12 protein-coding genes are annotated in these 13,493 nt (G+C 50.2%); 1 reads left to right on the top strand and 11 read right to left on the bottom strand.

What is annotated here, in order from left to right:
• Positions 1 to 39: 39 nt before the first annotated feature.
• The 11 genes from MKX98_RS12635 to metH all read right to left on the bottom strand — a co-directional run bounded on the left by MKX98_RS12635 (position 40) and on the right by metH (position 12,688).
• A complete protein-coding gene (locus MKX98_RS12635; RefSeq protein ID WP_339223229.1) occupies positions 40 to 1,149 on the bottom strand; it encodes an SAF domain-containing protein in 1,110 nt (369 codons plus the stop codon).
• Positions 1,150 to 1,177: 28 nt separating this feature from the next.
• Positions 1,178 to 2,644 (bottom strand): serine/threonine-protein kinase, encoded by a 1,467-nt coding sequence (locus MKX98_RS12630; protein ID WP_339223227.1) that lies wholly within the window; start codon positions 2,642 to 2,644, stop codon positions 1,178 to 1,180.
• Positions 2,645 to 2,804: 160 nt separating this feature from the next.
• A complete protein-coding gene (locus tag MKX98_RS12625; RefSeq protein WP_194542064.1) occupies positions 2,805 to 3,881 on the bottom strand; it encodes an SAM-dependent methyltransferase in 1,077 nt (358 codons plus the stop codon).
• A 5-nt stretch (positions 3,882 to 3,886) separates the two neighbouring features.
• Entirely contained in the window at positions 3,887 to 4,660 is a 774-nt protein-coding gene (locus MKX98_RS12620) for an ATP-binding cassette domain-containing protein (protein ID WP_220685754.1), read from the bottom strand.
• The gene (locus MKX98_RS12615; protein WP_194542062.1) at positions 4,657 to 5,004 is read right to left on the bottom strand and encodes a thioredoxin family protein; all 348 of its coding nucleotides are present in this window, start codon (positions 5,002 to 5,004) and stop codon (positions 4,657 to 4,659) included. The genes MKX98_RS12620 and MKX98_RS12615 overlap by 4 nt, the downstream gene beginning before the upstream one ends.
• On the bottom strand, positions 5,001 to 5,339 hold the full coding sequence (locus tag MKX98_RS12610; RefSeq protein WP_194542061.1) for a cyclic-phosphate processing receiver domain-containing protein: 339 nt from the start codon (positions 5,337 to 5,339) through the stop codon (positions 5,001 to 5,003). The genes MKX98_RS12615 and MKX98_RS12610 overlap by 4 nt, the downstream gene beginning before the upstream one ends.
• A gap of 17 nt (positions 5,340 to 5,356) precedes the next feature.
• Entirely contained in the window at positions 5,357 to 6,205 is an 849-nt protein-coding gene (locus MKX98_RS12605; RefSeq protein ID WP_194542060.1) for a deoxyribonuclease IV, read from the bottom strand.
• Complete coding sequence (mutM, locus tag MKX98_RS12600) at positions 6,195 to 7,013, bottom strand: DNA-formamidopyrimidine glycosylase (RefSeq protein WP_339224416.1); 819 nt, start codon at positions 7,011 to 7,013, stop codon at positions 6,195 to 6,197. Before mutM ends, MKX98_RS12605 begins: the two co-directional genes overlap by 11 nt.
• Before the next feature lie 53 nt (positions 7,014 to 7,066).
• The gene (locus MKX98_RS12595) at positions 7,067 to 7,861 is read right to left on the bottom strand and encodes a TIGR01457 family HAD-type hydrolase (RefSeq protein ID WP_339223224.1); all 795 of its coding nucleotides are present in this window, start codon (positions 7,859 to 7,861) and stop codon (positions 7,067 to 7,069) included.
• Between the two features lie 370 nt (positions 7,862 to 8,231).
• Positions 8,232 to 9,161, bottom strand: a complete 930-nt coding sequence (gene rnz, locus MKX98_RS12590; protein ID WP_339223222.1) for a ribonuclease Z — start codon at positions 9,159 to 9,161, stop codon at positions 8,232 to 8,234.
• Positions 9,162 to 9,247: 86 nt separating this feature from the next.
• Positions 9,248 to 12,688: a methionine synthase gene (gene metH / locus MKX98_RS12585; RefSeq protein ID WP_339223220.1), complete on the bottom strand. Its 3,441-nt coding sequence runs from the start codon at positions 12,686 to 12,688 to the stop codon at positions 9,248 to 9,250.
• A gap of 169 nt (positions 12,689 to 12,857) precedes the next feature.
• On the opposite strand from metH, the gene MKX98_RS12580 reads away from it, so the two are divergent.
• Positions 12,858 to 13,394, top strand: a complete 537-nt coding sequence (locus MKX98_RS12580) for a cupin domain-containing protein (protein ID WP_071218227.1) — start codon at positions 12,858 to 12,860, stop codon at positions 13,392 to 13,394.
• Positions 13,395 to 13,493: the final 99 nt, after the last annotated feature.

Genomic DNA, 13,493 nt, shown 5'->3' with positions numbered 1-13,493 from the left:
CAATTGCTCATCTGTTCTTAGGGCTTAGCTTTGTCTTTACTAAGGACTTGAGAATATCAACTCCGCTTTCTCTGATTCCTTATCACTGCCCGCCTCGGCTTCTGGCGGTCCGGATGATCCCAGAATCTGCTCCGCTTCTGAATCCCGCTCTTCACGGAGCGGAGTCTCTGTATTTGCCTCGTCGTCAAGACGGATGTCAGCAGTATTCCGTTTTGTATCCGTTGAAGATTTCGTTTGGGAGCTTAAATTGGACGCAGGACTCCAGGAGTCTGGACTTCTTGCCCCACTAGCGAAGATGGAGTTGTGATGCATGTCGGATACCTGTGCCTGCTGATTCGGCTGAAGCTTGCTTAAATCCTCTTCCAACGTGTTTCGCAGCGTAACTTCGAAAAACTTCTCGGCTTTCTTCACAATATTCGGGTTGCTTGCAATCAGCTTCGTTACTTCAGCGTTCGGAGGATAATTAGGTATTGCTCTCTCTTGAAGTTCCGGCTCTACATAGGTGAGTGCATAGAGCGTGGCATTATGCAGATAAGCATCCACCAAAGCGCTGGAAAGCAATAAAATCTCCCGTTCGCTTAACGTTGTCCAAAACGCCGGATTTTGAAGCCTGTCGATCTTCTTCTTGGATAAAATGATGTAATCCTGTCCGCTTGGAAACTGAACCCTTACATCGATCACGTCCCCTTGGCGTAAATTGCTTGGCAGATATACGGACTTCATCTCCCGATGACGAAGATCGGACGGTGTCGGCTCTTCTTCAAAGAGCATCGAGCGGGTAATCGGTGTGCCCTGCAGCAGCTCGATCTTGGCCCCCTTCCCGGCAATCTCTTCCTTGACCGAGAACAGATTGCCGGAAGAACCGTCATCAGGCAAACGCACTTCCTTAATATCCTTTGCATCGATGAAATGACCAGGCGGAATATCTTTTAACGGGACCCATGCAACCTTCATTGAATTGAGCTGCTGAAGCTGCGTCTCTTCAAGCTCCTTGATTCGCTGCTCGTATTTAGTACGCTCTATACTCTGCTGCTCTTTATAGCCGTGCACATAATACAACATTGCGCCAGCACATACGGCACCTGTTACGGCTGCGCCGGCTAAGCCAGCAAATATCAGTTTGCGGCTGCGCCTCCTGATAATTGGCATTGCTTCATCTCCTTCAGTTCATATGCAGTTAATTCTTTAGAAACCTGAATCTTCGCTTCCTTTCTGCCCGCGGCAGGTAATCCAGAAATAACTGTGCAAATGCCTCCCGGCTGCTGTCAGGCAATTCAAACGGGTCCAATTGCAGGGGCAAGGAATGAACTCTATTCGTTCCTAGCGTTCTTCTCATCTCTTGAATCGTTTCTTCCCCAGCAAGTGGCAGTGCGTAGATCCTGGCCGGCTGAGGATGTCTTGACAGCATCCGGGCCAGCGTTACCACATCATGCTGTCGCCACTCCGCTCCTGATCCGATAACGATAGGGAGATCGGCCCGAAGAAACTCCTCGAGCCGTTCGCTGTCCCGGTATGCTCCCAAATCCAACACCACCGCATCGTAACTGCCCCCGAGCAGCGAAATAACTTCCGTTCTGGCTGTTTGCCGCCAAAAGTGAATCCCGTTGATTTCGAACTTTCGGATAGACCCCAGCTTCCCGCCCTCGGCTATTTCCTGAATCCGGGTAAAGGCGGTAGATTTTGCGCTCATTTCTACGATCGCTACCTTCCCGTACCTTGAAGCCAAGTAATGCCCGAATGCGATACAGCTATGGGTTGTTCCTACACCGGATGATGCCCCCAATACGGCTGTCACAAGCGTCCCGGCTAGCGTGTTGGACTGAGCACTTGATATATTCGCAGTGATCGGCTGATGCCGACTGAGCGCTGAACGAACTTCTGCCGCGGATTGATATCGATGCTCCGGAGCATATTGCAGCAGCTTTCGAATAACGGGTACAAGTTCTCTTGGCAAATCGCCACGGATATGTCGCTCCACGCCCGTTATCCATTCACTGAATTTACCGCCGGTTGAGAGATAAAGCAGAAGCGCTCCAAGCCCATACAGGTCCGATCTCGCATCGCTTTGCCTACCTCCGTATTGCTCCGGCGCCGCAAATCCAACCGTGCCCAACTTGACGGTATCCTCCCCACTCTCTTGTTTATAGCTTCTGGCGATTCCAAAATCGATGAGTCGAACCTCCAGCTGATCGGTCAGCATAATGTTTGATGGCTTTAAATCCCGGAATACAACCTGAGGTTCGTGATTATGGAGATACTCCAGAACATCCAGCAGTTGCTCCGTCAGTTCCATGATGAAGTCCGGATTCACATTCCCTCGATATCCCCGAAAGTACTTCTCCAATGTCATGCCCTGAATATAATCCATAACTAAATAGGTGTAGCCGGTAGCCTGTGCATGAAAAAAATCGACAATGCGCGGCAGACGCGGGTGACTGAGTTTAATCAGAAGTTGTGCCTCGTCCTGAACGGTGCGCTGCATACCGGGTTCAGACAAACTCTCCTTCACTGCCCATTTCTTCCCGGGCAGCTTCAGATCCTCGGCCAGATATACACAACTCATGCCCCCTTCACCGATCACGCGGTCAATCACGTAACGCTCGCCCAACACTTCCCCATGTACTAATCTGCAAGGCTGATTCATTTCAACGCCCTCTCCCCTGACTTACAAACACAACAAAAAAAGGAAAGCACTCCGCCACATCACTGAATCGTGATGAATAGCGGGATGCTTTCCCTATCGTTGTCGTTGGTTAATTTTGGAATCATTATAGAACAAGATACATTGACTTGTAAAGAGTTTTTTAATACTTAATCATATAAAGCGTAATCTCGTCCCGATTGTGGAACAGCTGCTTTGCTCCCTGAATCTGCATTCTGGACTCTTCAAACACCGACATGATCTCTTTCACCAGCGCCATCGGTTTCTTAGTCAGCAGCTTAACCGTAATGACAGCAGTGCCGCCCGTCTGAAGACTGTGCAGCAGCCCGGTTACCATTCTGGCCATTAGTTTAGGACTCCAGCTCATATCACACACCAACAGGTCAAACTCAGAATCTCTAAACGATACGTCCGCTGCATTCTTGTGAATCACGCGGAGGTTTTTGTGACCATCGAGGGATGGATGCATTTTCGCCGGATCAATGGCCGTAACTTGCAGGCCGCGCTCCAATAAAAAGGAGGTCCATCCGCCAGGCGCTGCTCCGATATCGACAGCCTTGCGGAAGGAATCAAACGGAATTCCGAACTGCTTCTCCGCCTCAAGGAGCTTGAATTTGGCTCTTGAGATTTGTCCCTCTTCCCGCTGAAAGCGGACGGCGCCTCCGTTCCAATCCGACAGGTTGTCCTCCGGCCGTGACACGCCCACATACCAGACACTGTCAGCAGCGAATAGTGAAATGATCCACTCCGGTGCCTGTACCGTGTATTCAAGTTCTAGCGCAGCCAAGCGATGCTGTAATTCATCCCGAAGGGCCGCGGGGTTTTCCTTCCACGAGCTGTTCTCCGTCTTTCGGATCTGGATGGATACACGGCTGCGGCCGATTTCCTCCCGCTTCATGACATGCTCAACGACAGCATGCAGTGCATCGTCAGCGGTATCGGCTGTCACCTCCAGATGTACCGGAAACAAATGCCGCAGAAAAATAGGCGGGGAAGACGTAATCAGCCGCTTCGCCTCATCTTCGGAGCTGCCGACTGTCGCCAAAAACACCTCACCCGGTATCATCATCGTGCTCTTTATACTGCCAAACATCCGGCGCAGCTCTTCTTGGGCGTAAGGAGCAAACCCATGGTTTGCCGTACATACCCACTTGCTGTGAAAATCCCGATGACTTTGATTCTGTTCCTCAAGCTCTTGCATAACATTTAATTCATCCAAACGGATTAACCTCCAGAAATAACTTTGATCCAGGGACGTCCGCCATCCCATTCCAGCTGAGCGTCGATATCATAAGTTTGTTTGATAAGTTCATGGTTTAATACGTCTTCTTTTGTTCCCGCACCCGTTAAGCGGCCGTCTTTCATGAGCGCCACATGAGTAAATAAAGGGACAATCTCCTCGATATGATGCGTGACATACACAACCGTAATTTCGCGCTGCCTCAGCTTGTCAATCTCCTGCAGCATCTTCTCCCGTTCATACAAATCCAGGCCCGCACACGGTTCATCCATAATCAGAATCTTCGGATCGGCCATGAGGGAGCGTGCCAGCATTACCTTTTTACGTTCACCTTGTGACAATATTCCGAGAGGCTGCTCCGCCAGATGGCCGAAATTCATTTCGTTCAACAGGGCATGGGCCTGGTTCCTGGCCTCTTCCGGTATGTCTTGATAGAAGCGCAGAAAGGCGTAAGCCCCTGTTGCCACAACCTCCCAGACCGGGTCGCTCAGCGTCAATTTCTCCAATAACGACTGGCTAATATAGCCGATCGATTTGCGGACCTCACGAACGTCGCATTGTCCGTAAACATGGCCAAGGACCTCCACACGCCCGCTGGAAGGAAACATATATCCTGTCATCATTTCCAGCAGCGTCGTTTTGCCTGATCCGTTCCTGCCCAAGATGGCCCAGTTCTGTCCCGGCTTCATCTCGATACTAACATCATCCAGAATCTGACGGCTCCCTCTGACGAGCGACAAATGCTGTAGCGAAATCATGGCTTCACGCTCCTCACAAAACTCACGATATCCTGCACGGAACCCATCCGGTACAGCACCTCCGGTGCGGGGAGGGGACTCGACTGAATAGCCAGCAATGCAGGAACACTGCGGATTTGATACCGTTCCACAATGTCCGGAAGAAAGTTCACATCGGCTTCGAGCAGCTGTACATCCGGCACCACATGTTCTACAATGTTGATCATCTTACGCGCAGCGGCACATGTGCCGCATAATGGCGTATGCAAAAATACGATGACTGGGTCCGCATTCGCATCCCGTTTCGTCAGGCGCTCGTGCCATTCAAGCCTCTCCGTCAATTCACGCTGCGTTACCTCTATCATCTTGAACCCTGGGCGACTTCCCGCAGAACGGATTCCGGCATCGGTCCATTGTGAACCCGGACGCTTTCCGGCATATGCTCATAGAGCAGCTCATACATTTTTCTTCTGCCAGATGGGCTTGAGGTATGCAAATATATTTCTCGGGCCTGCAGATTTTCGGCGATCATGGCTGCAACCACGTCTCCGCCGTTCATTTGGCCATGTCCCAATTCAAAGTCAAGGGACAGAACATCCACTTCACATTCACGGAGCATCAGCAAACACTCTTCCCCGCTTCGTGCCAGCGCAAATCCTTTCGGATTGGGGCGCCAGTCGTCTAAATACAGATGAATCATATTACTCTCTCCCTTAATCAGGACCAGGACAGCACCTTGGCGATGTCTTCCCTATGCGTGCCGTCAGCCCCTTTTTCACTTTCCAGGACAAATGCCTTGCCTGCAAGTTCCGGTGCCAGAACCAGACGTTTCAGCGCTTCTGTTCCTATCATACCTTGTCCGATGCGGGCGTGGCGATCTTTTCTTGAACCGGCCCCATATTTCGAATCGTTCAAATGAACGGCAACGGCAGATTCCCAATAGCCCAGCGATTTGCCCCTGGCAAGGAGCTCATCCGTATTCGAAATATCCCAACCTCCGGCGGCAAACAAATGGCAGGTATCCAGGCAAAAGCCTATTTTCTCCGGATAATCAGCAAGCTGTCTGACCTTCACGCTCTCTTCAAGCGTCATCCCCATAGATCCATGATCCCCCGCCTGATTCTCGATCAGCAGCTTAGCCCTTCCCGTCCAGGAAGACAACACATCATTCATGCAGCGGATAATATTCTGATACCCTTCAAGGATATCCTGGCTCTTGAGATGCCCAAAATGAACCACGATACCCAGCGATCCGCAAGCCTCGGCAATCATGAGATCATTCTTCAGGGAATCTACCGTCAACTGGTAAAACGCTTCGCCCCGGGTTAAGCCAACCGCCATATTCGTCGGATATGGGGTGTGCGCGATCGAAACGAGTCCTTGTTCCTGACAAAACTTGGAGCAGGCGGCGGCATTGCGGACGTCCGGCATCTTTAAGTGAAGACTGCGCGGATTTTTCGGGAAATACTGATAGGCTAGTGAACCGATCCCAGCTGCATGCTGGGCTGCTGCGAGAAATCCGCCCCGTGTGCTGACATGGCTCCCAATTCGGACTTTAGGCTTCATGCTGACAGTTCGGACAAAAGAACACTTTGCGCGAGGTATGCTCCATCTTCACGATCGGCGTACCGCAGCGAACACAAGGCTCTCCTTCGCGATCGTACACCTTGCACTCGTCGTTGTAAGCCCCCGTCAGGGTATCGCCTTCCTGAAACGGCATTTCCATATATCCGCCGCCATCCGTCGCCTCGCGCATCACTTTAACGGTACTCTCGTATAACTGCTCTAAAGACTGCTCCGATAAATCCTGGATTTTGGACAGCGGGTGAATGCGGGCATCAAAGGCAATCTCATCTGCATAACAGTTGCCGATCCCGGCGACAACCTGCTGATTGACCAAAGTAGTTTTTAAAGCGCCCCGCCGTTTTCCAATCCGTTCGACAAAGCGCGCTTTGGTCATTCGCCGATCCAGAAGTTCAGGACCAAGCTCTTTAAGCGCATTTTCCGTCTCTCTGGCTGTCAGGAAATGCAAGTAACCCAGACGCAGACCGATAAAATACAGCACCTGATCGCCAAAGGTGATCTCGACCTGGGTCGACCTTGATGGACGCTCCTCATCTTTATGCCCTAAATACAAAATGCCGCCCAGCATGAGGTGAAGCAGCAGTCTGCCTCCGTTATGCAAATGGAATATGAGGTGCTTGCCTCTACGTTCCACAAAAATGACCTTGCTTCCCTTTAACACGGAAGTAAACTCATCAACGGCCACATTCAGTGATTTTTCACGGTTCACGACGACATTCGTGATCGGTACATTCAAAATGCTCTGCGATAACAATCTTCGGTAATTTTCCATTTCCGGCAGTTCCGGCATCATTCATCTTCCCTTTCGTCAATCACAAAAGTTTATATGTACACTCTCACTCATTATGAACACAGCAGATCTTTCACTTCACTCAAATCCCGGCAGATAAAATCCGGTGTGACACCCGTGGCTTCCATATGGGCCTCCATATTGAGATCGGTCGTGATTCCGGTCATAACGAGCACCGTCTTACAGCCGGCATGCGCCCCAGCCGCGATATCCGTACGTATATTATCTCCGATTACATAAGTGTCCTCCGGAGCCAAACCAAGGCGATCCGAAGCAAATTTCATTAATATCGAGGACGGCTTTCCGATGACCGTCGGTTTCACTCCGGAAGCGGCTTCGATCGCAGCGCCCAGCGAACCTGCACCGGGCATCAAGCCGGTATCCGATGGAAGCTGCAAGTCCGGATTGGTCAATATCGACACGGCTCCCTCCTGAATCCAGCGAACGGCACGGGTTAACTTCTCGTAATGGAACGAGCGGTCGATTCCTTGAATGACATATTCAGGGGACTGCTCCACGATGTTCAGTCCTGCAGACAAGAGCGCTTCACGGAGCCCCTCTTCGCCAAGCATCGCCACTCTGGCACCCGGCGACTCCTCAGCGATATATTTAGCAGCAGCCAGGGAGGAGGTGCATACTTCCTCCGGCAAGGCGGGTATTCCCATCTCCATCAGATGCGCCGCCACTTCCTCCGGTGTTCGTGATGAATTATTCGTTACATACAGGAACGGAATCTGCAATTCCTTCAGCCGCTCGATGAGAAGGTCTGCTCCCTCAATCCGATAACGGCCATGATACAGCGTTCCATCCAGGTCAATCAACAATCCTTTTGGTTTCGGTTTTTCCATGAATTGATAGCACCTTCTTTATTTCTTTCCTTCACGCCATAAATGATTCATTGATTAAAGTATTAGCATTCTCGGCATCGCCGTGATCGTTATTCAACGTCATATATCAAAATAAATATGTATAACCATGGTTCATACTCTGTACAGAAGTTTGCTTACGCAGAAACCCCGGTTAGTATTATTGTAATGAAGGCTACTTCCGGTTGCAAGGTTCGTGACTGCTCTTCAGTCCGGCGGCTAACTAGTCGAAAGAGATCGAAGACTGTCCAAGTGTTAGTGATTATAAACCGCTTTGTCATTTCCTGCGCTTTCCCGGAAAATAATTCACTCCATCACTCGATATTTCCCTGTAAATAACAGCTGTGTCAGCTCATGATTTGCGCTGGATGGGGTACAAGCCAAAATCCTCTGCCAAGCGCGTATTCTCAAAAATCTCCTGCGCTTCCTTGAGCAGCGGCTGCAAATGCTCTATATCCTTATATCGGGAGCTGAAATGGGTCAGGAATAACAATCTTGCTTCAGCCCGTTTCGCTGCTTCCGCCGCCTGTTTAGCCGTACTATGATAGTACTCGTGCGCGAGTTCGGACAGATCCTCCATGAAAGTGGCTTCATGAACCAAAAGATCGGCGCCTTTGGCCAGAGTCTCTACCCCAGGGCATGGCCTTGTGTCCCCGAGAATCGTGACCACTCTCCCTTTTTTCGGTGTCAGGAGCACATCTGAGGCATGAATCCATCGTCCGTCGCCGAGTTCCACGCTTTCCCCTCTTTTCAGCTTGCCATAAAGCGGACCTGGCTTCAGTCCATAATCCGCCAACCGCTTCAGGTCCAGACTGCCGGGAAGATCCTTCTCCACGATACGGTAGCCGTAACTCTCGGCCCTGTGATCCAGCTTAGCCGATTCCACGAGGAAGTTATCGTCCTCAAACAACACGCCTCCGGTATGCTCAATGACCTCCATCGTATAGGGTACGCGCGATTGGCTGATGCTCAGCGTCGTTTCAATGAAGGGCTTTATACCTGGGGGACCATATATCGTCAGGGGTGAAGTTACCCCTTGGGCACCTCGGCTGGACAGCAAGCCTGGCAAACCGAACACATGATCACCATGCATATGGGTAATAAATACCTTCTCAAGCTTGGACAGCTTAAGCGGGGATTTCAATATTTGATGCTGCGTGCCTTCTCCACAATCAAACAGCCACAGACTTCTTCGTTCTTCCAGCAAACGCAGTGCAATCGAGGTCACGTTACGCTGCAGCGTAGGAACCCCCGCATTAGTTCCTAGAAAATAGAGTTCCATCCCTCTTCTCCCCTTTCGGTTGTAAACCGGAGAAATCCCCCGAAACATTCGGAGGATTTCAAACCGGCTGTACCGGTATTCAAATGTTAAGCTTTATCCACGTTAAAATAATGAGCCTCCGGGTGGCTGAACACCATGGCGGATACCGATGCCTCCGGTTCCATCATGAAACCTTCGGTAAGATGAACGCCGATATCCTCTGGCTGCATCAATTTAAATAACGGTTCCTGATCCTCCAGATCCGGACAGGCCGGATATCCGAAGGATACGCGAATGCCTTGGTATCTCGCACCCAAGCGCTGTTTCATTGTCATGTCTGCCGGATCGGGGTATCCCCACGTATCCCGCATCATATGGTGAATCCGCTCCGCCAGCCCTTCTGCTGTTTCCAGCGCAACCGATTGAAGCGCATGGGAGCGCAAATAATCACCCTTGTCCTTCCATTCTCCGGACAATTTTCCGACACCGTGACCAGCTGTAACGACAAGGAATCCAACGTAATCCATAACCCCGCTGTCTACGGATTTCAGGAAATCCGCCAAACACAGGTACGGCTCAACCTGCTGTCTTGGAAACGTAAAGGTATGCAATACTTTTGTTGTATCATTCGGATCGTATATGAGAATTTCATTTCCTCTAGACTGTGCCGGGAAGAAACGGTACATCGCATGCGCCTGTATGATCCCCGATTGAACGGCCTCTTTCAGAATACCATCAACGGTTTCCTTAAGCGATACCGCCTTGGGATCCTTGGCTTTAAGCAGCTGTTCCACTGAACCTTTCAGACCTAAATGATGTCCTAACAGCATCTGCATGTTGATATATGGCAGAATATGCGAAATCGGATAATTTCGGAGCACATGCCGCTCCATATCCGGTGGTAAATATACAGGAGCATCGGTCGAAATTTTGGAGCGCAGCCCTTCTGACAGCTTCGGCATTACTTTAACCACTTGCGGAGCCGCAGCATCGGCTTCCTGTTCTGCCTTGATCTCTTCCGCGATTCTCGTCCGCTGAACCGGATCACTCAGCTGGTTGGCCAACGCAAGACCATCCATTGCGTCCTTAGCGTAAAGCACCATGCCGTCATACTCGGGACGAATGCGGGTCTTCGTGAATTTCCGTGTAAGAGCCGCCCCGCCTACCATGATCGGAACGCTAATGCCCGCGTTCTTCAAATCCTGGGCGGTGGATACCATCTGTTGGGCTGACTTCACGAGCAAACCGGACAAGCCGATCGCATCGGGCTGCTCACGGCGGTATGCCTCGATAATTTGCTCCGGTGGTACTTTTATACCCAAATTAATGATTTGATAACCATTGTTGGATAAGATGATCTCCACCAGGTTTTTACCGATATCATGCACGTCCCCCTTCACGGTGGCAAGCATGATTTTCCCTTTGACCGACGACTCGTTTTTCTCCATAAAGGATTCGAGATACGCCACGGAGGCTTTCATCACTTCGGCGCTTTGCAGCACCTCCGCGACAATCAGTTCGTTGTTGTTGAACAAACGTCCAACCTCGGTCATCCCGGCCATCAGAGGTCCATTGATGATCTCCAGCGCGCCGTATTTGGTTAATGCTTCATCTAGATCCGGAATGAGGCCTTCCTTGGAACCTTCCACCACATAGGATGCAAGTCGCTCCTCAAGCGTCAGGTTGGATACCTTAACCTTCTTCTCTACCTTCTTATCCCGGAATGCCGCGACAAAAGCCGCCAGCGTCTCATCATTGGTTCTGTAAATCAGGTCCTCGGCTAGACGACGCTCTTCTTCAGGGATCGAGGCATAACGCTCCAGCTTCTCCGTATTCACGATCGCGTAGTCCAATCCGGCCTTCGTACATTCGTACAGATAAACGGAGTTCAAGACTTCACGACCCGCTTCCGGCAATCCAAAGGAAACGTTGCTGATGCCGAGAATGGTATGCACTTTTGGCATGGCTTCTTTAATTATGCGGATGCCTTCAATCGTTTCCTTGGCTGATCCGATATACTGCTCGTCCCCCGTACCTACCGGGAATACAAGTGTGTCGAAAATAATGTCCTCTGGCGAGACCCCATATTTATTCACCAACAGATCATATGAACGCTGGGCCACCTTGAGCTTGTCATCGCGATGGATTGCCTGACCGGTCTCATCAATAGTTCCAACGACAACCGCGGCACCGTATTTATGCACCAACGGGATCACATGCTCAAATTTCTCTTCACCGTCTTCAAGGTTAATGGAGTTAATAATCGCTTTCCCTTGCGAATATTGCAGCGCCAAGTCAATTACTGCCGGATCCGTCGTATCGATCATAAGCGGCACTTTAACCTTTTTAACTACGAGCTCCAGGAACTTAATCATATCTTCCGATTCTTCACGATCCGGATCCTGTACGCACACATCAATGACATGAGCGCCATTCTTAACCTGTGCACGGGCGATCTCGGAGGCTTCCTCGTATTTACCTTCTACGATTAAACGCTTAAACTTTCTGGAGCCCAGAACATTCGTTCTCTCCCCTACCATATACGGTCGGTTTTCCTGCTCGATATATACCGGCTCGATACCGGATAATGCCGGCAAATGTCCACCATCCAGCGGTCGTGGGGAGAAGCCATCCATCGTTTGTTTTAATGCGCGAATATGGTCCGGTGTTGTCCCACAGCAACCGCCGGCAATGTTAAGCCAGCCTTTTTCAGCAAAAGCCCCCATCTTTTGAGCCAACGATTCAGGGGATTCATGGTACTGCCCATTCTCGTCCGGGAGACCCGCGTTAGGATAACAGCTGATCGCGCTTCTGGACATTTCGGATAAGGAGCGAATATGGTCACGCATGAATTCCGGGCCAGTCGCACAGTTTAGGCCAATGGATACGGGATTCAGATGTTCTAATGAAATGTAGAAAGCTTCAATATTTTGTCCGGCCAGCGTCGTGCCCATCGGCTCGATCGTTCCGGATATCATGATTGGGAGCGTGACTCCCGTTTTATCAAACGCTTGGCGGATCCCAATGCTCCCGGCTTTCACGTTTAATGTATCCTGCGATGTTTCGAGCAGAAGTGCATCAACGCCGCCTTCAATCAAGGCAACGGCTTGCTCCTCGTAGCTCTCGATCAATTCGGCAAAGGTCACACCGCCGGTAACCGAAAGCGTCTTCGTTGTTGGCCCCATCGCTCCGACCACATAACGCGGGCTGTCCGGCGTGGAATATTTTTCAACCGCAGCACGGGCCAAATGAGCCGCTTTCAGGTTAATTTCCCGGGCAAGTTCAGGTATATCGTATTCAGCAAGCACAACCGAGGTTGCGCCAAACGTATTGGTTTCAATCAGGTCGGCACCTGCTTCAAGATATTGTTCATGTATTTTCTGAATGACATCCGGCCGATGAATGACCAGCATTTCATTACAGCCATCAAGGTCCGGACCGCCAAAATCTTCAGCTGAGAGGTCCTCCTGCTGGATCATTGTGCCCATGGCACCATCAAGAATTAATATTCGTTCTTTAAGTACTTCTTGTAAGCTAGGCTTGTTCAACTCATAAACCTCCCCCGAAAACGTTAAATCTTAGTGTATCAGAATATTTTTCAATAGAAAAGCCGAAATATTGCGTTGCAATGGGTACAAATCCACATTTGCAGATGACAAATGCTGTGAGGGGGGCTATAATACATATTAATCCAACGGGAGAAAGAGGGTTAAAGCTATGGCAGAGATTGTGATTCGCAACACGAACGAACGCATTACTGGGGAAGAGAATGTTCGGGAATTCCTGAATAACCAAGAGGTTGTTTACGAGCACTGGAATATGGAAAAACTCCCGGCAGCGCTTCAAGAAAATTTCAAGCTGAGTGATGACGATAAGAAGCGCATTTTGGACATCTTTGATGAAGAAATTCGTGACTTGGCTGCAAGACGCGGCTACAAAATCTGGGATGTCATCACACTATCCGAGTCCACGCCTAATATAGAGGACCTGCTGAAAAAATTCGAAGAGGTTCACACCCACTCGGAAGACGAAATCCGTGCGATTGTCGGCGGAAAAGGAATCTTCATTATTAAGGGCTCCGACGATGTCGGTTATTTTAATGTAGAGCTTGAGCCAGGCGATGTCATTTCCGTACCGGAAAACACGCCTCACTTCTTCACATTGATGGAGAACAAGCAAATCATCGCCGTTCGTCTTTTCATTGAGGAGAACGGGTGGGTAGCCACACCGGTAGAAGATCCTCAATTCCAATAAGCCCTAAGGCTCATGGAAGCTGATTGAACAGGAAAATGAAATAAGGCAGCGCAACAATCCGCTTCCCGGATCATGCGCTGCCTTATTTATTAGTGATGC

The sequence above is a fragment of the Paenibacillus sp. FSL W7-1332 genome, from assembly GCF_037969785.1.
Taxonomy (GTDB): domain Bacteria; phylum Bacillota; class Bacilli; order Paenibacillales; family Paenibacillaceae; genus Paenibacillus_AQ.
The sequence above is the reverse complement of the archived record's forward strand: the minus strand, read 5'-3'. Positions and strand labels throughout refer to the sequence as shown.